At 45.9% G+C, this 19,357-nt stretch carries 15 protein-coding genes; 6 read left to right on the top strand and 9 right to left on the bottom strand.

The window, feature by feature from the left end; translation table 11 throughout:
* The first annotated feature begins 2 nt into the window (after positions 1-2).
* From AAHN97_RS01600 to AAHN97_RS01590, 3 genes are read left to right on the top strand one after another with little or no spacing between them, the layout of a single operon-like run.
* Positions 3-725 (top strand): hypothetical protein, encoded by a 723-nt coding sequence (locus tag AAHN97_RS01600; RefSeq protein WP_343305837.1) that lies wholly within the window; start codon positions 3-5, stop codon positions 723-725.
* The gene (locus AAHN97_RS01595) at positions 722-1,450 is read left to right on the top strand and encodes an SUMF1/EgtB/PvdO family nonheme iron enzyme (RefSeq protein WP_343305836.1); all 729 of its coding nucleotides are present in this window, start codon (positions 722-724) and stop codon (positions 1,448-1,450) included. The genes AAHN97_RS01600 and AAHN97_RS01595 overlap by 4 nt, the downstream gene beginning before the upstream one ends.
* 19 nt (positions 1,451-1,469) lie before the next feature.
* Entirely contained in the window at positions 1,470-2,138 is a 669-nt protein-coding gene (locus AAHN97_RS01590) for a GNAT family N-acetyltransferase (protein ID WP_343305835.1), read from the top strand.
* Between the two features lie 21 nt (positions 2,139-2,159).
* Here the strand turns inward: AAHN97_RS01590 and AAHN97_RS01585 are convergent, their stop codons facing one another.
* From AAHN97_RS01585 to AAHN97_RS01565, 5 genes are all read right to left on the bottom strand, one after another.
* Positions 2,160-3,857: a tetratricopeptide repeat protein gene (locus AAHN97_RS01585; RefSeq protein ID WP_343305834.1), complete on the bottom strand. Its 1,698-nt coding sequence runs from the start codon at positions 3,855-3,857 to the stop codon at positions 2,160-2,162.
* Between the two features lie 76 nt (positions 3,858-3,933).
* On the bottom strand, positions 3,934-4,824 hold the full coding sequence (locus AAHN97_RS01580) for an alpha/beta fold hydrolase (RefSeq protein ID WP_343305833.1): 891 nt from the start codon (positions 4,822-4,824) through the stop codon (positions 3,934-3,936).
* Positions 4,825-4,942: 118 nt separating this feature from the next.
* Positions 4,943-5,590 (bottom strand): response regulator transcription factor, encoded by a 648-nt coding sequence (locus tag AAHN97_RS01575; protein ID WP_343305832.1) that lies wholly within the window; start codon positions 5,588-5,590, stop codon positions 4,943-4,945.
* A 56-nt stretch (positions 5,591-5,646) separates the two neighbouring features.
* Positions 5,647-8,673: a sensor histidine kinase gene (locus tag AAHN97_RS01570; RefSeq protein WP_343305831.1), complete on the bottom strand. Its 3,027-nt coding sequence runs from the start codon at positions 8,671-8,673 to the stop codon at positions 5,647-5,649.
* A 121-nt stretch (positions 8,674-8,794) separates the two neighbouring features.
* Positions 8,795-9,589 (bottom strand): hypothetical protein, encoded by a 795-nt coding sequence (locus AAHN97_RS01565; protein WP_343305830.1) that lies wholly within the window; start codon positions 9,587-9,589, stop codon positions 8,795-8,797.
* A 186-nt stretch (positions 9,590-9,775) separates the two neighbouring features.
* On the opposite strand from AAHN97_RS01565, the gene AAHN97_RS01560 reads away from it, so the two are divergent.
* The 3 genes from AAHN97_RS01560 to AAHN97_RS01550 are packed head-to-tail and all read left to right on the top strand — an operon-like array spanning position 9,776 to position 11,665.
* On the top strand, positions 9,776-9,931 hold the full coding sequence (locus tag AAHN97_RS01560) for a chryseobasin-related MNIO class RiPP peptide (protein WP_343305829.1): 156 nt from the start codon (positions 9,776-9,778) through the stop codon (positions 9,929-9,931).
* 47 nt (positions 9,932-9,978) lie between these two features.
* The gene (locus AAHN97_RS01555) at positions 9,979-11,091 is read left to right on the top strand and encodes a multinuclear nonheme iron-dependent oxidase (RefSeq protein ID WP_343305828.1); all 1,113 of its coding nucleotides are present in this window, start codon (positions 9,979-9,981) and stop codon (positions 11,089-11,091) included.
* A 31-nt stretch (positions 11,092-11,122) separates the two neighbouring features.
* The gene (locus AAHN97_RS01550; protein WP_343305827.1) at positions 11,123-11,665 is read left to right on the top strand and encodes a dihydrofolate reductase family protein; all 543 of its coding nucleotides are present in this window, start codon (positions 11,123-11,125) and stop codon (positions 11,663-11,665) included.
* A 151-nt stretch (positions 11,666-11,816) separates the two neighbouring features.
* Here AAHN97_RS01550 and AAHN97_RS01545 read toward each other — a convergent pair whose 3' ends face one another.
* The 4 genes from AAHN97_RS01545 to AAHN97_RS01530 form a co-directional block, all read right to left on the bottom strand.
* Positions 11,817-13,397 (bottom strand): SusD/RagB family nutrient-binding outer membrane lipoprotein, encoded by a 1,581-nt coding sequence (locus AAHN97_RS01545; RefSeq protein WP_343305826.1) that lies wholly within the window; start codon positions 13,395-13,397, stop codon positions 11,817-11,819.
* 6 nt (positions 13,398-13,403) lie between these two features.
* On the bottom strand, positions 13,404-16,541 hold the full coding sequence (locus tag AAHN97_RS01540) for a SusC/RagA family TonB-linked outer membrane protein (RefSeq protein WP_343305825.1): 3,138 nt from the start codon (positions 16,539-16,541) through the stop codon (positions 13,404-13,406).
* Positions 16,542-16,646: 105 nt separating this feature from the next.
* Positions 16,647-17,990 carry a hypothetical protein gene (locus AAHN97_RS01535; protein WP_343305824.1) on the bottom strand — a complete coding sequence of 448 codons (1,344 nt, stop codon included), beginning with the start codon at positions 17,988-17,990 and terminating at the stop codon, positions 16,647-16,649.
* Positions 17,987-19,348 (bottom strand): DegT/DnrJ/EryC1/StrS family aminotransferase, encoded by a 1,362-nt coding sequence (locus AAHN97_RS01530; RefSeq protein ID WP_343305823.1) that lies wholly within the window; start codon positions 19,346-19,348, stop codon positions 17,987-17,989. The genes AAHN97_RS01535 and AAHN97_RS01530 overlap by 4 nt, the downstream gene beginning before the upstream one ends.
* Positions 19,349-19,357: the final 9 nt, after the last annotated feature.

The following is a 19,357-nucleotide window of genomic DNA, read 5'->3' as shown; positions in this document are numbered from 1 at the left end:
CTATGAAATTTTATTTATTAATGGCGGTACTGTTTTGCTCCCTGCAGGTGTTTGCGCAGGAGGGGGCCAGTAAGGAAAGCCTTGCTTATCATGAATACCGCACTAAAGTGAGCGTTCCTCCCTATGAACTGGCGAAGATTAAAAAGCTGGTGGCAGGTTTAAAAACTGTTTATGAGGAGAATGACGAAGGTCACGAGAAGATGCCTTCAAATACCTATAATTCCCTTTCTCTTCGGGAAAAGTTCACTTACAATATGATCCATGCAGAGGATTTCAGCCAGAACTGTGACGTTTTCTTTATGCAGGATGAACATAAAAAGATCTTCGGGCATTTGCCGGATATTTTCGGTGAAAGTAACTGGAGCGACCGCCAGTACAATTTCTTCAAAGAGAACCGTGATTCTGTGATGGCGTTGATCAAAGAATCTGTGCTGCGCAGCAAAAGGATGGGAGCGAATTATAAACATGCTATTGTAGAGATAAACGGATGGGAAATGATCCCTTTCCTGATCAGTACTTACAATGCAGACCGAAAAGATCATGACATTCTCACTGTATTGATGTTATTGATGGAGAAGAACAAATATCCGGCGTTTATAACCTCCGCTTCTTATACAAAACTATATAGTGAGCAGGCCGCCTACGATGGTTACATCGAATTGAATAAACCCAACCAGGACCTAATCTTGGAGCGTGCAGACAAATTCTATAAAAGCAAAAAATGATCTACGCACTGTTACTGGCAGCATATGTGCAGATCCCTGCAGGCACTTATACCCTCGGGGAAAAAGGGCATGTGCTAAATCCCTTGCGTAAAGTAACAACAACAGGCTTCCAGATCTCCACTACAGAACTCACCAATACAGACTTCGAAAAGTTTGTGCACAGCACGGGATATGTCACGGATGCTGAAAAGTATAAGAATGCCATGGTATTTGTTCCCGGGCTTGCTGAATTCAGGTGGTTAGAAGACAGTACAGCCTCATGGCGATACCCTAATGGAAAGAGCAGGGGTGGCATTGAACGGAAAATGGACCATCCTGTTACTACTATCAGTTATCATGATGCGGAAGCCTATTGCAAATGGGCGAAGGTGAGGCTTCCCTCTCTGGATGAATGGGAAATTGCTGCACGCGGGCTTAAAACAGCACCGGGTAATATCTGGCATGGACGAAATCATTTGCAGGCAGATACCAGTGATGGCTTTATGTACACTGCACCGGTTGGGAGTTTCCGGCCCAATATCATCGGGCTGTATGATATGTTCGGGAATGTGTTTGAATTCTGCTCAGGGGCTTTGCCTGGTGATAGCAAACAGGTGGTGCATGCACGGGGAGGGTCCTGGTGGTGCAGCAAAAATGCCTGTAAATTCTTTAACGCTACAGATATCGGGAGAGTGAACAGGAGGGCTTCTTTCAGCAACCAGGGGTTCAGGGTAGTGAAGATATAATCCTTAACTTTGCCCCATTATGTTTTCAGTATTAGATAACCCGGCATGGCATGCGCTTAACAGCAAACACAAAGAATTTGCTATCGGAACAGCACAGGCAAAAAGATATTCTCCTGATATAGTTTCCTTTATTGGTTTTGAGACGTCACCTGATCCATTAGATCCTTTTATGAAAGCAGGCGAGTCCTTTTTTATTATTGGTGACCTTCCTCCCCTGCCTGCTCATTGGGAAATGCAGCATAACCTGGTTTGTTTGCAGATGGTTTGTGAGCAGCCGGTTACTTTGGATAAAGATGCGCCCGTTATTGAAGAATTATCCGATAGCCAGGAGATGTATGAGCTGGTCACTAAAGTACAACCGGGATATTATCTTCCGGGAACACACCGTATGGGGAATTATTTTGGTATCAGGCAGGAAGGCAAACTGGTGGCCATGGCGGGTGAGCGAATGCGTTTAGATGGACTTACAGAACTGAGTGCTATTGTTACGCTGCCCGAATTTACGGGAAGGAAATATGCACGGCACCTGATCACACATCTGGTGAACCGAAATCTAGCAGCGGGGATCATTCCTTTCCTGCATGTATCACAATCAAATGAAAGGGCCATCGGGCTCTATGAACACCTCGGGTTTGTTACACGCAGAAAAATATCTTTCTATCTCGTAAAAAAAAGGACTGCTCAATAGTGAACAGTCCTTTAGGGGATGTTAAAATTTCCTGGAGCTTTCGATCTTTATATCTGCATACTTCCAGGCTTCGTTAAACCGGGCTTTTACTGCAAGGGCTTCCGTTTCTTTTCCTTGTCCTTTCAGACTGTTGAACAAGCCTTTGAGTGCCCAACCATTTTCTTTAAACGTTTCGAGATCTTTTTCATACACCTTTTCTGCTTCAGCATGTTTGCCTGCTTTCACCAGCCAGTGGCCTAAAGACAGGCGCACAGAGAAAAACCAATCCGGCGGTTCTGTGTAAGCCAGTTTATCTTCTATTTCAATTGCTTTTGTAAAGCGATCTGCTGCTGTTGCGTAATCTCCTTTGTAACCAGCCAGTTCACCTTCCAGGGAATATGCCGCAATCTGCACCAGGTCCATTACAGTATTCATATCCCAAATACTCAGCTCTTTCAATGATCCATCTGCCAACATGTTCTGAATAATTTTCAGTTCCTGTTCAGCTGCTTCTCTATTTCCTTTTGCGGCCAGCGCCATTCCGCGGGCATAATGCCAGATGGCAGTTGGATACTTCAGCGGTTCTCCCGGATGAGGTTCCTGCAGGATCTCATCCCAGCGGCCGAGGTGGATCATTACATAGAGCGGAATGATATAGAAATGCTGCACACCGGCCATTTCTGCGAGATACTTCCTATCCGCTTTGCGGGATACCATTCTTGCAGCATCGAGGGCTTTCTTACTACTGCCTTCCAGGAAAGCACAAGCTGCCAGGAAGTGAATGTTGTGCGGGTATAACACCAGCGGATAAAATCCTTCTGCGCGGCATTGGGCAATGTAAACACTGTCTGCCAACGAGGCTTTTTCATTTGCTACCACACCTTTGTGATAATGACCGGTGCGGATGTAAGTATGAGATGGCATATGTACCATATGTCCTGCTGCGGGCATGGCCGTACGCAGTTTATCCGCATAGGGCAAAGCAACTTCTGCCCTGTTGGATGCTTCTGTGGCATGAATATAATAATGCATGGCACCTGGATGATCCGGTATTTTCTGCAGGATCTTTTCGATCAACGCTACGATCTCCGGTGTCCAGGGTTGCGGGGTACCATCTTTAAACCAGAGGTTCCAGGGATGCAGGTTCATTAATGCATCCGCATAGATGGTAGCGATGTCCATATCCTTCGGGAATGCTTCATGCGCTTCTTTTAACGCTAGTGCATATGCTTCGTAATAAGGCGTCATGTCTTTCACCTCTTCCCTGGGGAAACGTTTCGTCATCGTATGGATCAGGGCTTTTTCTTCGGGCCTGCCCTCTTTCGAATATTTAACGGCCTTGTCGATGGCCTCGTTAATATCCGCAAGGCTCGCAGGGTTCAGGGGAGCATTGTAGTTAGGGCCCAATACCAAAGCAATTCCCCAATAAGCCATTGCACAGGTGGAATCATGTTTCAGAGCGGTTTTGAAAGAGCGGAATGCTTCGCCGTGGTTGAAACCATAAGTGAGTGCAAGGCCCTGGTTAAAGAATTTCTGGGCTTTGGCGGAACGGGTGTTCACTTTGTAATGTACGCTTCCCAATCCTTTCAGCAGGGGCGCATCGCCTTTTTTCCAGATATCCGGATCAAAGGAAGGTGCACAGTACATAAATGTTCTTTTGGCGATGGGCACTTCTTTGGAGGAAATGGCTTGCCAAAGGCCCATCATAAATAATGCAATTAATAATACATACAGTTTCATGGAAGGGGGTTGTTTTTTATTTGAAGGGGATACGCTGGGGTGTCTTATTTACAAACTCGTTGCATAATAAAGTTATTTATAATTTCTGAATAAACCCCAGCAGATCGTATACAAAGCGCTCTGGGTCTTCCCAATGCAGGGCATGGCCGGTTCCTTTGTAAGTGATCCTGGTTGAATACCTTAAAGCGGCTGCCAGGATCCGCTGGTCTGTTTCCGGCATGATGGTATCCTTATCACCATATAAGATCAGCGCGGGAGTTTTTACCTTTCTCAGCTCCTTCTCATAATCTGCTTCCAGCATGCCGTAATGAACTTCTTTCCAAACTCTTGCAGGTACTAACCGGCTTTCGGAGACATAGGTGTGCAGTTCCATTCCGTCCAGTTCTTTGGCGAGTGTGCCTTTCTGGAATTCATGTATGAAGGTAGAATCAATAGGATCCTGCAGCTGTTCTATCATTTTGCCGAACTCCTGGATAGCGGGGTTCTTTTTAAGGCTGGCGATAGCACCTACCAGCACCAGGCCTTTTGTACGCCCGGGATAATCAATGGCAAAACGCTGTGCAATGAGCGAGCCCATAGAATGACCTACTATGACAGCAGAAGTGATCTGCAGTTCTTCCATAAAAGCATCCACATCCGCGGCAAAATCTTCCGGCTTATATCCTTTCTGGGGTTTGGATGAAAGGCCGTGACCACGTTGGGAAAGTGCATATGCATGTACAGATGGCGGTAAATGCATCATCACTTTCTCATAAGAGTACCATGAATCTGTATAGCCATGGAGAAAGATAACAGGCATGCCGGAAACGGCTCCCTGTTCCACATACTGTATTTCCACACCTGTGGAAAGCTGAATTGTTTTAACGATGGGCAATTCCATAAGTGCCGCATCATAAGAAGCCTGAGCAAAAGAGAGATGGGTGCTGACGATGCAGGAAGCCATCAGCAGTACATTACGTTTATTCATCCTAATAGTTTTGAAGTCAACAATACTGCAAAACTACCTTACCGGGCATAACACAGCAATCCCGCAAGCAGGTATTATATATCCCCGAAAGCGGGCAGGAATAAGGGAGTAGATAAGTTTATACGATGCGGTTGTTGATGGCTTTGGCCACTACTTCCGTGAGTGAGGCAACATGGAGTTTTTCATAGATCTTTTTTACGTGAGAGCGAACGGTTTCATAGCTGATAGAAAGGTCTGCGGCAATCATTTTATAACTGAGTCCATTTACGAGGGCAGCCAGTACTTCTTTCTCGCGGGGTGTCAACTGGTAATCTACCTTTTCTTCCGGACGAATATGCGTGGCTACCGTCTGCATTTTATTGAGCACTTTCCTGGCAATGGAAGGGCTCATGGGAGAACCGCCATATTGTAACTCCTGTATTGAATCCAGCAATTTGGTATGCAGGAAATTTTTGAGGATATAGCCGGATGCCCCGCTACAGATAGAATCAAATACACGATCATCATCTTCAAAAACAGTTTGCATCAGGATCTGGATCTGCGGAAATTCCTTTTTGATCTTTACCACTGCTTCTATGCCCGTCATACCAGGCATTTCAATATCCATGAGGATGATATCGGGCTTACATTCCTTTACATCTGCCACACAATCCAGCACATGAGAAAAGGAGCCGACCACTTCAAACTGGGGAACGGTGGAAAGCAGCATACTGATACTTTCACGGATGTTCTTATTATCATCGAATATGGCAATCCTTAGGCTCATGGGACAAATCTGTTTATATAAAGTTCAGTTAAAATTATCAAAATAACATCCCCAAATCAGGGGATAGGGAACCTCAAAGTAAGGGTAGTACCCTCCCCCGGAACGCTATTGATCACACATTCCCCTCTCATTTCCTTTGCCCTGCGCTGCATGTTCTGCAACCCGTTACCGGAAAGGGTATTGGCAGACTTAACCGTTTTGGCATCAAAGCCTTTTCCATCGTCCTTTACTATGAGTTGCAACATATGTGGTCCCTCCTTTACTTCCACCCAGAGATTCCGGCACTGGGCATATTTGTAAGCATTGCTAACTGCTTCTTTGAAGATGAGGTAAAAGTTCTTCCGCTTCGTCATTTCCAGGTTCAGTTCCGTGATATCTATATCGAAGTTCAGGTGGAAGTTAACACCCTGTGCCTTGAGCAATGGGCGAGCAAAGGAGTCCATCCTTTGCAGGATGGTGCTCATATGATCGTTACGCGGGTTGATGGTCCATACGGTATCACTCAGTTCACTGATCATTTCACCGCAGGCATCCCGGATCTTTTCCAATGTACTTCGCAGATCGTTGTGTTTTTGCTGTTGCAGATAGATCTGTGCCACTTCGCTGTATACGCCGATGCTGCTGAGGGTGGAACCCACATTATCATGGAGGTCCTGCGCAATCTTGTTCCGGATAGCTTGCCTGTCCAGCAGTTCATTGATGCGGTAACGGTACACAGCATAAGTGGCTGTGGCAATCACGGCGGCACAGAGCAGGAAAAACCACCAGGCTTTCCAGAAGGGGGGTATAATCCTTATGCGGATGGCGGTGAACTCATTTCCCCAGTTGCCTTTGCTGCTGCTGGCTTTTACTTTCAGGATGTAATAACCGCCATCCAGGTTGGAATAGCTGGCATAGTTACGGTCACCAGCTTCTATCCAGTCTTTATCGAAACCTTCCAGCATATAAGCGTAGGTGGTATTACGCTGCATAAATTCCGGGGCGGAAAAAGTAAAGGTGAAATAATTTTCATTGTGGGGCAGCCTGATCTCTTTTTCTTTCAGCCGTTCGCTGAAAGAAGCATTAAATACCTGGAAGTCCGTAAAGAATACTTTCGGATATTTTCTTTCCTCTTTTATCTTTTCCGGCCGGAAAGCAACGATGTAATTATTTCCGGCCACATACATCTGACCGTCCGCATCTTTGAATACACTTCCGCTTACGCCACCTGACTTCTCCAGGTCCGGTAACTGATAGGTGGAATAACTGGCGATGTAAGGATCATATTTATGGAGATTGCCGTTGCTGACCATCCATACGTTCTGCCAGCCATCCAGTTGTAATCCTTCCAGCAGGTTGCTGGATGTAGTAATATGCGTGAAAGAATCCGTTACGGGATCAAACTGATTCAAACCTCCGCCATAGGTACTGATCCACAGTTTTCCTGTAGGAGCTTCCACTACATCGTATATATTATTGTTGATAGCTCCGCTGTAATAAGTAAGCCAGGGTAGTGCGTTCTTTATATTCCATTTTCCCAGACCCATTTTTCCGGTAGCCATCCAGATGTTACCTTTTGAAGTTTTATAGAGTTTCCTGATGAGGTGATCTGCTAAATTGAATTTTTTGATGATGTCGATGGTAGTGTCTTCACGGGAAGTCCAGCGTTGGGTGATAAAATCATAGTAAGCAATAAAATGCCCATAAGGCACCGTGATCAATACAGGATGCCCTGCAATGGTGTCTTTGATGATGGATATAATGCGGGAGTCTATGATGTTATAGATCACTTCATCTTTTTCTGTATTCGGTAGCAGCGATAAAGTAAGGGTTTCCGGATTGCAGATAAATAGGGTAAAGTTGGTGCCCAGATAAAGCGTACCATCATCATCCCGGAAGATCTTTGACACCACCAGTGGACGGCCTTTATATTGTAATGGAATATGGCTGAATGCAGTGTTACCTTTTGTTCTGATATACAGCCCATCGCTGGTGCCAGCCCAGAGATTACCGTTTATGGTTTGCAGATCGTAGATCTGCAGGTCTTTACCGTTTTTATCGAGGAACTGTTGTGAAAAAGGTTGCTGTGACGGGTTGAAAATACTAACACCTCGGTTGGTGCCCAGCCAAACCATTCCATCTTTTCCTATGTATATGCAGTTAATGCGATCGTCTGCTATGGTACCTTCCAGCGCAGGATCATAACGGAGATTACTGAAACTGTTCTTTTCCGGATCGTAAATGAATAAACCATTGTTCTTCCCTCCCATCCAGATATGGCCGGCTGTATCTTCTGCGAAAGACAATATATCATCTGCCGGGGATGCAAAAGCTTCTTCCCGTTGCTGTTCTTTATTAAAGCGGTACAATACCTTATCCCAGGAACCGAACCAGATATTTCCCCGTTTATCTTTATACAGTGAACTGACAGATGCATGCGGGAGATCTGCATAGAGATCGCTGTAACGATGGTCCATGTTATATTTCAGGTTGTGAATATTCACTTTCAACATACCCCCGCCCTGCCTGCCTACCCATAATGTATCGCTGTTATCTATTACAAGAGACAATGCGTTTCGGGTGCCTTCCTTCACAGGGGCTTCGAATTTCTCCGTTTGTTTATTGAAGCGTAATACCCTGTTGCCGCCGGTGGCCAGCCAGAGATAACCTTCTTTATCCGCTGTAATTGCGTTGATGATATTAATGGGGATGGAGGAGGAATCTTTCGGATTGTGGCGGTATTGTTTGAATTGCTGCGCGGCGGGCAGGCGATGATCATATCTTGTAAGACCTGCATCTGCAGAGGCGATCCATATGATGCCCTGTTCATCTTCGAGCAGAGAGGTAATGATATTTTTTGAGATGGTAGCGGTATTACCCGGTGTGTTCCTGAAAAGGGAAAAGTATTTTCCATCGAAGCGGTTCAGGCCGTCTTCCGTACCCAGCCATACAAATCCTCTTTTATCCTGGAGGATGCAATTCACTTTATTATGAGAAAGGCCGTTCTGCACGGTCAGCCGCGAGAAGATCAGTTGGGGGTGCTGCGCATGAACGAATGCACTATAATAAAGAAAAAGAGCGGTGTATAATAACCTGCTGAACATGCCGGGGTTTGTAGATAACGTATAAAAGTACAAAAATCTCCTAAATACGTTATCACCGGATTCGGGGATAGCAAAGATCATCCCTCCGGTGAGAGGGATGATCAAACTTATGGGGTTAGCTTTATTGGAGCGCTATGGGTTCACTATAAAAGAAATCGTCATACGCTACCAGGTCTTTTGTACCGCCATCGCTGAGGTCTTTTACCCCGGTGGCCAGTTTAGCATTACCTGCAATTATCCTGACTTTTGTTACCTGGGCATCCGGAAAAAACAGACCGAGGAAAGAGAATGCCGCCCCGGCTTTTTTAACAGGGGCTTTCACTACCCCAAGGCTCGTATTGCCGCTAAAGCATTCCAGGAAGGTGGAATTAACATCATCCACATCAGAGAAAATGATCCCGAAACCTTTCACAAAGGCGCTGGTGTTGGTGCCGGCTACTTTAAATTCTACCTCTGATACGTTTGAATTAACAGAAATGATCAGTTTCTTCTGGCTGAAGGGAATGAATTCATCCGCATAAGATGCATCTATCTGTGCAAAGCTGGTGCTATCCAATCTTAAAGGCAAACTGGCAGCGGTATATACCAATCCTCTTTTACGGCCGTTTGCCCCTGCAGGATCAGTGAGATTGAAGAAGTCCGCCGGAAAAAGATCGTTATTGGTAAGATTAGGGGGCACGCCATCCCAATTCACTTCTCTTCTGCCTGCCGTAGCTCCCGGTGCATTATTTACCGGATCGCCAATGAGTGCGCGGAAGTTGTTGATCTGTGTAATGATGGTGGCACTGTCTCCCGCTGATTGAAAAACGGTGACCTTTACTTTGGGGGGTGCTTCGTAATGATCGTTATTGTCCTTATCGCAACTGACCTGTAAAAGGCCCAGCAGGAATATTACGCCGAACGTGATCTGTTTCATGTGTAAGATTTGGGGTTATAAATAATGGTGCAAAGATGAAGATGGATGGAAAAGTGTGCAATCCCCGGATGTGTTAGCGGGGATCACCCAAAGTGGGGATGGCTATGTTAATTTTACCCGTTAGTGTAACCTTTGCTAAACATCCCCGTTTTACGAACAGTTGCATTCACTCTTAAAACGACCAAAATGAAATTGCCCAAAACTTTACTTAGCGCTGTTCTTATTGGCATTGCTGTTCACACAATGACATCCTGTGAAAAAGAAAAAGCACCCGATCCAAAGGAAAAGCAAAAGGAAGAGAAAAAACTGCCTGACGGCTGCCCTGCTTGCGGAATGGGTTAATCTCCCTGAACACACCATGTTATTTGATCATCTTTTAAATCGGAAGGGTGCCCAAAATATTATCAGCAGTTGCCTGCAACCTGGACAACGATATACTTGCTGCCTGCCTTCCATTAATGCAGGAATCAAGAGTGGAAGCGCTGGAATGGTCATTTGATGCATTGTATAAAGTAAAAGATGTTCCATCCTGGTTTATAGAATTATTAACCGCCTTCAGCGATGAGAAAAGGCTGATCGGGCATGGTGTGTTTTTCTCCCTCTTTTCCGGCAAATGGCTGAAAGAACAGGAGAACTGGCTGCAACAACTCAAACAGACCTGTACCGAGTTCCAGTTTGATCATATCACGGAACATTTTGGTTTCATGACAGGAAAAGATTTCCATCATGGTGCTCCTTTAAACATCCCTTATACTTCCTGCACACTTAATATTGGCCGGGACAGGCTGAAAAGGATCTATGATGTTTGTAGATGTCCCGTAGGATTAGAAAATCTTGCCTTCTCCTATTCTTTTGATGAAGTAAAACGGCATGGCGAGTTTTTAGAACAACTCCTTTCACCTGTAAATGGTTTCATCATCCTGGACCTGCACAATCTCTACTGCCAGATCCACAACTTCAATATTTCCTTTGATGATATCATTGCGTTGTATCCGCTAGACATGGTGAGAGAGATCCATATTTCAGGAGGCAGCTGGGAAGATTCTTTGGCTGATCCACCCCGGCAGATCAGGCGGGATACGCATGATGATGCTGTTCCGGAAGAAGTTTTTCAGCTTCTGGAAAATACTATTACACGATGCCCTAACCTCAAATACATTGTACTGGAACAATTGGGAAACGGCTTATCATCTGATGAAAGTAAAGCCGCATTCTATCAAGACTTCCTGAAAATGGAAAGTATCGCCGGTCGTTTTTCTGCTCCGGGCAAGCAGAGCTTTGCTCCTTTGTTACCTTTGCTCACAGGGGATCCTGTTGAAGATGAAACCCTTTACAGGCAACAGCTGGAACTTTCTTCTATCCTGGAATCTGCTACTTCTTATGAAGATGCCATGAACGCATTACAAACTTCTTCTCTTGCACGATCCGACTGGGAGATTGAGCATTGGGAGCCTTACATGATAGAGACGGCAATTAAGATAGCTCAGAAGTGGAAGAAATAAATTGGCTATATTTACTATAATAGCCTCCCTCATGAGAAAGATCATCTTAGACCTTGCTGTAACCCTGGACGGCTTCATTGAAGGCCCTAATGGAGAAATTGACTGGATATATGCCAGTCAGGATCCCAATGCTACATTTGACTCCATCTTTGGAGAACTCCTTTCCCGCATTGATACTATTTTTTATGGAAGGACCAGTTATGATCTCTGGGGAAATTTCATGACGGGAGAACAGGCGCCTCCTATGATACAGGAGTTATATCGGACTATCCATACTAAGAAGAAGTATGTTTTCTCACGTACGAAAACAGCAAATTTCATTACAATGGACCAGGTGCCCGAAATCTTACAACAGCCAGGGAAAGATATCTGGTTGTATGGTGGCGGGCAATTGGTCACAAGCTTCATTAACCAGGGGCTGGTGGATATTTACAGATTAGCGGTGTTCCCTGTTATTTTAGGAGCCGGGAAACCGTTGTTTAGCAATATTCAGGAGAGAGTGGGATTGCAATTGAATGAGGTGAAGTCTTCTAAGGCAGGAGTGGTGACGTTGAATTATGACAGGGTGAAATGAACTACCGTGAAAAACGCGGTAGTTGCAAAAAGCCAACTATCAAGAATTCCTTGACAGTTGAAAACTCACAGCTACTTAACAAAAAAGGGACTGCCCCAAAATGAGGCAGTCCGTTCCTTATCTTATACGCTATTTCATTCTTGCCATCACGTTAATTTGTAGGTAGTGGGTAATCAGTCAATGGCTTTTTATCCCACCATACTCTTGTAAAGTTTTCATCAGCTCCTTTCAACATCCCAACTGCTGCATCATATGCCGCTCTGTTAGTAGATATTTCCACCGGCGGATAAGTAACCCTTCTTACTAATTGTGTTCTGGTGATAGCCGGGCTTTCTGAAGCAATGAGTGCATACCCTCTCGGATAACCTGTTCTTCTGCGTTCTGCCCATGCTTCCCATCCATCAGGATACAGCGCCAGCCATTTCTGGGTGATGATCTGTTCCAGCCTTCTTTCAAAAGTGCCGGCATCATCATATAACACAGGAATATCACTCATGGATGGTGTGTTCCATTTATCAGCCACAGGTGCTGGTAACGAAGTGCTGGTTTGGTAAGTTGTGATCTGACCAGGCGTAGCAGCTACCCGTTCTGAAAGAGAAAGGCTGATCCCCTGGTTATACAGATCTTTTGGCGTACCACCCATGTTCCATCCTCTCAAAGCTCCTTCTGCGCGTAAGAAAGCAACCTCCGCAGCTGAAAGTACCCTGTTTGGCGTCAGCGTTCCCTTCCTGTCCGGCGACAACCATTTTGTGCCCACAAAAGAATTGAGATTCGCTAATTGTGTTCCTCTTTCCGCAGCGGGTAAACCATTGCGGATGCCGGTAAACTGGCCACCTGTTACCGCCGGTGATAAATAATCCGGTAACCTTGGATCGTTGTATCCTTTTAATGCGCTGATCAGGGAAGTACTGGCACGGAAGTCTATCAGGTAAGTAATACGTGAAAGGATATTCACGCTGTTAGTGGTGGTGAGCACATTGGCATTATCCGCATTGGTTGTGATCACCCCTTCTGTGATAGCCTTCTCTGCTTCTGTTTTGGCTTTGGCCGCATCTGCATAGGCAATGCGTAACGCGAAACGGAGCCGCAGGGAGTTGGCGAGTTTCAGCCATTTGTCTGCACTGCCGGCATACACCTGATCGTGTGCGCCGAAACCGTTGCCGCCGGGGTTTTGTTTTAATACGGCTGTTGCTTCGTCCAGTGTTTTGAAAAAATCAGCATAGATATCCTCCTGTGCATCGTAAGGCACGCTGGTGGTCTGATCACCGAAATGAGAATAGATAACAGGGCCGAAGTAATCTGTCATCCTGCTATAGATCACTACTCTCCATATTTTAGCGATGGCATTGGCTACATTCATGTTGTTTTCCCTGGTCACTTTTTCTGTGAGGAACAACTGCGGTGCTGCATTCACATAAAAATCCTTCCAGAAAAGATCTACCCAGGAACCGTTAGGGATGAACTGTTCTGTACTGAAAGCCGCAGGCACGGAGGCAAAGTATTGCGCGTAGATATCTGCATGCAGCGTTTGCCCTACTTCCACATACACGGCACATAATCCATGATACTGTGAAAAGGCAAATGACTGCCCGATCAATGCAGCGGTTATCTCATTCTCCGGCAACAGGTTTTCCGGTGTGTTCATGGCATCGAACCGCTTCGTACAGCTTTGGCTGAACATTACCAGCATGCCCATGGAAAGCAGGCTGTATATTGAAAAATGCTTTTTCATCTTTATTTATTTAAAGTTGATCTTAATGTTGGCCCCAAATGAACGGGAAGGCGGCAAGGCAAACGACTGGAAACCTTCTGAAATAGTGCCGGTGCCTTGTGTGTAATCAGGATCAAGGCCTCTTGCATCCCTGTGGATGAAGAAAAGGTTCCTGCCTACCAGGGATACCTGAATAGCTGCCAGCGGCCCTCTGTTAAAAAGAGAAGATGGTAACTGATATCCCAGTGTGAATTCACGTAACCTGGTATTGGTGGCTTTGCGCATGAACATCTCTCCTACCGGTGCTGTTCTTCCTCCCAGGAATTGCCAGAGCTGCTGTGCATTCACCGTCTTATCATTTTCTGATCCATCCGGTTTGGCAGAAGCATATCGGGTGAGGATGTTCTTTCCAAATAACAAACCTCCATCCCTGCCTTGCAGTGTAGCTTCTGTTAAACCTTCTCCATAAAGGATGGCATCTGTGAAAGAAGCAATATCTCCTCCCTGTTTGTGACTGATCACAATGCCTGCACTCCAGTTCTTATAAGCGAAGGAAGTGGAAATACCGCCCGTCCAGTCAGGGTTTACGTTTCCCAGCAATACAGTTTTTCCTGGTGTGGTCTGAGGGAGCCCATTTGTACCTACGAGCACGCGGCCTTTGCTGTCACGCACAAATCCTTTTCCATAGATCTGTCCGAAAGGGCGGCCTTCTTCCAGTACAAAATTCCGCATGTAGGTATCACCACCCACTATTAAAGAAGGGATGGCATCGGAAAGTTCCAATACTACGTTATCGTTCTTGGCAAAATTGAAATTGAGGTCCCAGGAGAAATTGCCGGATCTTATGGGCGTGGTGTTCAGGATCACTTCAATTCCTTTGTTCCTTACATCGCCGCCATTTGTGTATAAGCTCAACGCGCCGCTCCCAACAGGTAACGCCTGCAGGAAGATCTGGTTACTGGTATTAGTCTGATAGGCTGTAACATCCAGGCTTATACGATCATGTAACAGGCGTAGCTCAAGACCTGCTTCTGTAGAACGGGTTATTTCCGGTTTCAGGTTTTTATTGGGTAAAGTAGAGCTGAGTGATAAATAACCCAGGTTGCCGCCGGGGGCGCTGGCTGCAAAACGTTGTAACAGTCCGGGTGAAGCGCCGTTACCCACTTGAGCCAGGGAACCTCTCAGTTTCAGGTAAGTGATGGCTTGCGGCAGCTTCACCAGTTCTGACAGCACTGCACTGATACCCGCCGAAGGATAAAAATACGAACGGTTATTTGCTGCTAAGGTAGAACTCCAATCGTTCCTGCCCGTTAATTCCAGGAAGATGGCATCTTTCCACCCCACTTGTGCATTTGCATACAGGGACTGTGTTTCCATTTCCACCACTGGTGTGTAACCGGCAACGGCAGCTAATGAGATATTTGATAATGCAAAGAAATTAGGTACGCTCATACCGGTTCCGGTATTGGCAGTCAATAAATCTCCCGTAGTATTCCTTATTTCACCACCAGCATTTACGCCCAGCGACCAGTCTTTATTCAATTGTTTTTTATAGCTCAGCAGGAAGTCGCCATTCAGCAATAAGGCAGAACCTTTCCCTACAGCATATCTTCCGGAAGGATCGCGATAGGTGCCGTAATAAGACTTTTCTTCCGATGAATTATTTTCTCCATCAAAAGATCCACGCACCATCACACGGAATTCTTCTGTAAACTGGTAAGAAAGGGAAACCAGTCCCATCAGGCGATCCACTTTATTATAGCGCAGATTACGCAACAATGCCCAGTAAGGGTTAGCCCCTGTAACAGTACCCGCACTCCAGTAATTCTGCTTCATTACGCCTAATACGGGATCTTTATATTCAAAATGAGTAAGTTCCTGGTCCCTGATGCTGGAAGGCATGGTAGCGATCTGGCGGAGCGGATTAAAGGAAGACTCTCCTTCATCCAGTTGATTGCTGATCTTTTGCTTCATGTAGTCCAGTTTGGTATCCAGTGTTAGTTTTTTAGTGAGCTGATTAGTAACACGTAATGCCGCGTTGTGACGGGAAAGTTCGTTGCCTGGCAATACACCGTCTCCACTGGTATGGGTATAAGTGAAGAGGGTTTTGGATTTTTCTGTGCCGGTGCTTACAGAAAGATTGGTGGCGAAGTTGCTGCCGTTATTGAATACATTCTCCCGGGCTTTTCTATCCGGCAGGTAACTGTATTGTTTACCTGCATCCGCGGGATCCAGCGACCAGGTGTCCACCATACGACCATCCATTTTTGGACCCCAGGAAGATTCTGAAGTTTTCAGGAAAGTACCGGAAACACCCTGCCCGTATTCATATTGATAAGGGGTGGAATGAATGGGCGTTTCCACCATGTAAGTGGAGTTCAGGCTAACATTCACACCTTGTCTTCCTTTTTTTGTTTCGATCACGATCACCCCGTTCTGCCCTGCGCTGCCGTATAACGCAGCAGCGTTTGCTCCTTTCAGTACGTTCAGGGAAGCGATGTTATCTGTATTGATATCAGCAGGACTGGCACGGGTAACTACTCCATCTATCACATATAAAGGCTGGCTGTTACCACTGATAGATCTGTTACCGCGCAGGATCACCCTTGCCTGAGAACCTACTCCGCTGGAACCGGAACTAATATTCAAACCGGCCACTTTACCCTGCAGGGCATTCACCATATTGAGCTCTCTTGCTTCTGTAAGTTCTTTGGCGCTAACGCCCTGTGTACTGTAGGTGAGCGTTTTCTTCTTACGCTCCAGACCCAATGCTGTTACTACCACTGTTTCCAGTGCTGTAACGGAAGGTGCCATTTGAACGGTTAATTCCGCCTGTCCATTTACGGATACTTCTTTTTTCTCGTACCCCGTAAAGGTGAAAACCAGGATGGCATCTGCACCTGCACTGATACTAAAACGGCCATTCTCATCCGTAATAGCGTGACGCTCTCCTCCTTTCAGGAGAATGGTTACACCCGGCATGGGTTTACCATCTTCTCCATTTACCACTCCTTTAACAGCGCGGTCCTGCGCATGGGCGAGTATGGAGATCAGGAGCAGTATGCATCCTGCCGAAAGCCATGATGCGGCTTTGCGTAACATTCGGGAATAGCTGTGAGTTACAGGCATACAATATCCCGTACTCAACAGATAGTTTACAGCCATATACTTTTATTTTTTGGTTGACAGTACGCTCCCATGGGGGACGTTAACGTACCCGTAAAATGAATAAATGAATCCTCGTCCTATTGACCAGCTAATGATATGGTATTATTTACGCAATAATTGGTTCATGGCTTTCAGCAGCACTTTTTCTGCCTCTGCTGTAACAGCTGAGGCCTGGCCGGTTTCATACCCTCCTTCATTATAGGCTTCTGCTGTTCCTATATACCCCGGTGCATAATCTCCGTAGGCAGCCACGGTCACAAAGAGATCAGGACGCATTGCTTTGGCTGCCAGCTGGTATTCAATAAAACATTCTCCCGGCAGATGTACCATACGTGCATTGCCTATCTTTAAACAACTGATATCTACTTTCTTTCCCTGTTTTGTTCTTTCCATGAAAACCTGCTTGGATGCATTGTTGGCAACAAACACGCTGGTTTCCCTGTGTAATAGTTTTCCCAGGCTATCAAGACTGGGTTTGATGGGTAAAGCCACTGGTAATGATTCCCACTTCACATCTGCTGCGCTGATCTTTTCTTTTTTTGTCTGCTGCCAGGCTCTTAACATACCATCTGCTAAACGCTCCGCTAATAAGAGACGGTTCTCTTTTGCACCATCGTTGTATTTACCCACGGTAATATTTCCGCCGGCACCATTGAAATGCAGGTGTAGTGCATCGGGTACAGACAGTTGCCTGAAGAACCTTGCTACGCCCGGAATATCAGGATTGGCTACTCCTGTGCGGTAATAACTTTGCGGATGTGTGGCGTAATAACTTAATACAGCCAGCGGTTTGTTATTGTTCCAGAAACTAATGAGCGATACGATCGGATCTATCAGTCCCTCCGGCCTTGCCCTTATGCCTGAATCCTTTGTAGCAGAAGTGCGGGAAGCGATCACCTTTTTATCGTCCCCAAGTATACGCCTGTTGGAAGCTACTTTATATACCTCTGCTTTGCCCAGCCCGATGTGCGTAACAGGTTGTGCATTCTTCAAAGCACCAGTCATGGCAACCTTTAGCCTGCTGATCACTTCGCGGGCAAATGTACCTTCAAAACCCTGTGGGTTCATGCCTTCTTTTTTCAGCCATTGTTCTGCACCGAAATCACAAACAGGCGCATCATGCTGATGCAGTGCATGCAGTGCTACCCTGTCCGGCGTAGTGCCTGCCGCTTCAGCCATTGCTTTCCGGAATTCATCATATCCTTCATTGGCAATGCCTATCCAGTCAATGGCACAAAGTACAATTGGTTTGCCGGCGCCGGTGAGGATGATGCCTTTGGCGCGCAGGCTCTGGTCCCAGCTATTGGTCATCTTATCATACACCAATGCAGTACCTACCGGTGGGGTGGCATCTACATCAAAGCTGCATACCTTTAAAGTATCTGCCGCTTTTACGGTAGTGTGAAAACATAAGATGATCAAACCAATGCTGAGGATGTGTTTCATATATTCTTCAATTGTTCCCGCTGCTCATATACTTTCATCACAGCGTTAATAATATCGTCCATATCTGCAGTGGTGCCGAGCAAATTGCCGGAACCATGCATGGCCACCATTTCTGCACATACAGTATCGCAACCTGGCAGTGAAGCCATCTGTTCCCTGTATTGTTTTAAACGTGCAGCGGGGAACATCTTTTTGTATTCACTTAAAGAAAGGATATGATCTATCCATGCTTCTCTATGCAGGCCGTTGGGAATATATGGACTGAACGGAATACCTTCAGCCGCTATGGCTTTCAGGAATTGCTGACGGGTAGCACCTGCAAAATGTTCAGATTTATAAGACATGGCGTAGTTATAAAAACCGCCGCTTTCTGTGCCTGCATATCTTTTTTGTGGTACCAGCCCTTTGAATCCTTTCAATTTTTCATTCAGGTAAGCCACATTCCTGTTCCGTATTTCAAAACGCTCTGTTGCTGTAGGCAACTGGCCATTGAGGATAGCGCCTTCAAATTCATTCATCCTGTTCTTAGGACCAATGGTGGTATGTTTCCCTTTTCGTGTAGTACCATGGTTGTGCACGGTAAAACATTCGTCCATCAGTTGTTCATCGTTACCTAAGATGGCGCCGCCTTCTCCACAGGCGATGGCTTTACTTGCCTGGAAGCTGATACAGCCCAGATCTCCGATAGTACCCAATGTTTTGCCACGGAATTTAGCGAGTGCAGCCTGGCAGGCATCTTCGATCACTTTCAGTTTATGCTTTTGTGCCATGGCCATGAACCTGTCCATATCAGCAGCGAGGCCCATCATATGTACAGGCATGATGGCTTTTGTAGCGGAAGTTATTTTACGTTGTGTATCGTCAGGATCCATCTGATAAGAAGCAGGATCGAGATCAGCCAGTACAGGTAATGCTCTGCTGGTGAGGATTGCAGACACCGTACCGAAATCTGTGTAAGGAGAAGTGATCACTTCATCGCCGGGGCCAATGCCTAAGGCCTCTACGCAAATGGCCAATGCCTGTGTGCCGGAACCTGTGCCGATGCAGAATTTAGCACCGGTCATGCTGGCAAACTGTTTTTCAAAGGTCACTACCGTTCCATCCAGCGGGGCATTGATCCTGCTCCATTTTCCGCTTTTGGTGGTTTTCACAATTTCTTCAATCATCCTGTCATCCACATGTGGCCACTTGGGCCACTTCTTTGCTTTGGACCTTACAGGTTCTCCACCTAATACGGCAAGTTTATCACTGACCTTTGGGCCGGCAAAAACCTGTAAAGAAGCGGGTATCATTCCTGCAAGAGAAACTGCGGTGAATGTACCAATGAATTTACGGCGACCGATCTCTTTGTTAGGCATGATGACAAT

It is taken from the genome of Chitinophaga niabensis (genome assembly GCF_039545795.1).
Lineage (GTDB): Bacteria > Bacteroidota > Bacteroidia > Chitinophagales > Chitinophagaceae > Chitinophaga > Chitinophaga niabensis_B.
This window is presented reverse-complemented; position numbering and strand designations above follow the sequence as displayed.

What these genes read in the sequence shown, in the direction of transcription:
- AAHN97_RS01600 (WP_343305837.1), top strand. Translation starts at nt 3, where the DNA reads ATGAAATTTTATTTATTAATGGCGGTACTGTTTTGCTCCCTGCAGGTG.
- AAHN97_RS01595 (WP_343305836.1), top strand. Translation starts at nt 722, where the DNA reads ATGATCTACGCACTGTTACTGGCAGCATATGTGCAGATCCCTGCAGGC.
- AAHN97_RS01590 (WP_343305835.1), top strand. Translation starts at nt 1,470, where the DNA reads ATGTTTTCAGTATTAGATAACCCGGCATGGCATGCGCTTAACAGCAAA.
- AAHN97_RS01585 (WP_343305834.1), bottom strand. Translation starts at nt 3,857, where the DNA reads ATGAAACTGTATGTATTATTAATTGCATTATTTATGATGGGCCTTTGG.
- AAHN97_RS01580 (WP_343305833.1), bottom strand. Translation starts at nt 4,824, where the DNA reads ATGAATAAACGTAATGTACTGCTGATGGCTTCCTGCATCGTCAGCACC.
- AAHN97_RS01575 (WP_343305832.1), bottom strand. Translation starts at nt 5,590, where the DNA reads ATGAGCCTAAGGATTGCCATATTCGATGATAATAAGAACATCCGTGAA.
- AAHN97_RS01570 (WP_343305831.1), bottom strand. Translation starts at nt 8,673, where the DNA reads ATGTTCAGCAGGTTATTATACACCGCTCTTTTTCTTTATTATAGTGCA.
- AAHN97_RS01565 (WP_343305830.1), bottom strand. Translation starts at nt 9,589, where the DNA reads ATGAAACAGATCACGTTCGGCGTAATATTCCTGCTGGGCCTTTTACAG.
- AAHN97_RS01560 (WP_343305829.1), top strand. Translation starts at nt 9,776, where the DNA reads ATGAAATTGCCCAAAACTTTACTTAGCGCTGTTCTTATTGGCATTGCT.
- AAHN97_RS01550 (WP_343305827.1), top strand. Translation starts at nt 11,123, where the DNA reads ATGAGAAAGATCATCTTAGACCTTGCTGTAACCCTGGACGGCTTCATT.
- AAHN97_RS01545 (WP_343305826.1), bottom strand. Translation starts at nt 13,397, where the DNA reads ATGAAAAAGCATTTTTCAATATACAGCCTGCTTTCCATGGGCATGCTG.
- AAHN97_RS01540 (WP_343305825.1), bottom strand. Translation starts at nt 16,541, where the DNA reads ATGGCTGTAAACTATCTGTTGAGTACGGGATATTGTATGCCTGTAACT.
- AAHN97_RS01535 (WP_343305824.1), bottom strand. Translation starts at nt 17,990, where the DNA reads ATGAAACACATCCTCAGCATTGGTTTGATCATCTTATGTTTTCACACT.
- AAHN97_RS01530 (WP_343305823.1), bottom strand. Translation starts at nt 19,348, where the DNA reads ATGCCTAACAAAGAGATCGGTCGCCGTAAATTCATTGGTACATTCACC.